The organism is Mesorhizobium sp. M2A.F.Ca.ET.037.01.1.1 (assembly GCF_003998075.1).
In the GTDB taxonomy this organism is placed as follows: domain Bacteria; phylum Pseudomonadota; class Alphaproteobacteria; order Rhizobiales; family Rhizobiaceae; genus Mesorhizobium.
In genome coordinates, this window is record NZ_RZSA01001670.1 from 1 (window position 1) to 637 (window position 637).

The 637-nt window shown below is 59.7% G+C and carries 1 protein-coding gene; it reads right to left on the reverse strand.

What is annotated here, in order from left to right:
• The coding region (locus EOA27_RS39125; RefSeq protein WP_210214212.1) for a hypothetical protein at nucleotides 1-622 on the reverse strand (622 nt) is incomplete at its 3' end.
• Between the last annotated feature and the right edge of the window lie 15 nt (nucleotides 623-637).

Consider the following 637-nt stretch of genomic DNA (forward strand, 5'->3'; position numbering starts at 1 on the left):
CTGTCCGGTTCGTCGGCACGCGTTCTTCTGGGGGCTTCAACTGCGCCCTAAAGCCCGCGGCGGTGGCTGGAGCGACCCTGAATGGGTTTGCAATTGTCGCCCGGGCAAGGTGCGGCAGAAGCGATGAAGGCAGCGAGCCCACGAATGCCGAGGGGGTGTGAAAAGTAAACTCGCCTGTCCCCCTCAATGCATCCCTTTCAGCCTTCCAGACGATCCAGTTCTTGCGCTGCCGCTCGACGCTTGCGTTGGTGGACACCCCGCCATGCAGTTGGTGAAATGTAGCCTCTCCCAGAGTGAGGATGAGCTGTGCTTGCGACAGCTTCATCGCACGTTCGAGCGTGTCGAGGTTGACCAGGCCGCCGCCCGGACAGCTGAAGCGCTCGTCCATGCCGTCGATCGCCTGCCAACCCTCCCGGCTCATGAAGAGGACATTCGCTTCGTGTATCGGTGAGAACCACGGATCGACCGACGACTCATCCATCGTCCCGATCTCGAACAACCGATACCCATCTTCCGGCCATAGGATGGATTGCAAAAGCGAATCCTCGATGGCCTTTGTATAACCATTCGCAGGCGCATTGGCTTGGATATCGCTTCCAAGATACCAGCCAGGCGCAGCCACTACTGCCATCGGTGC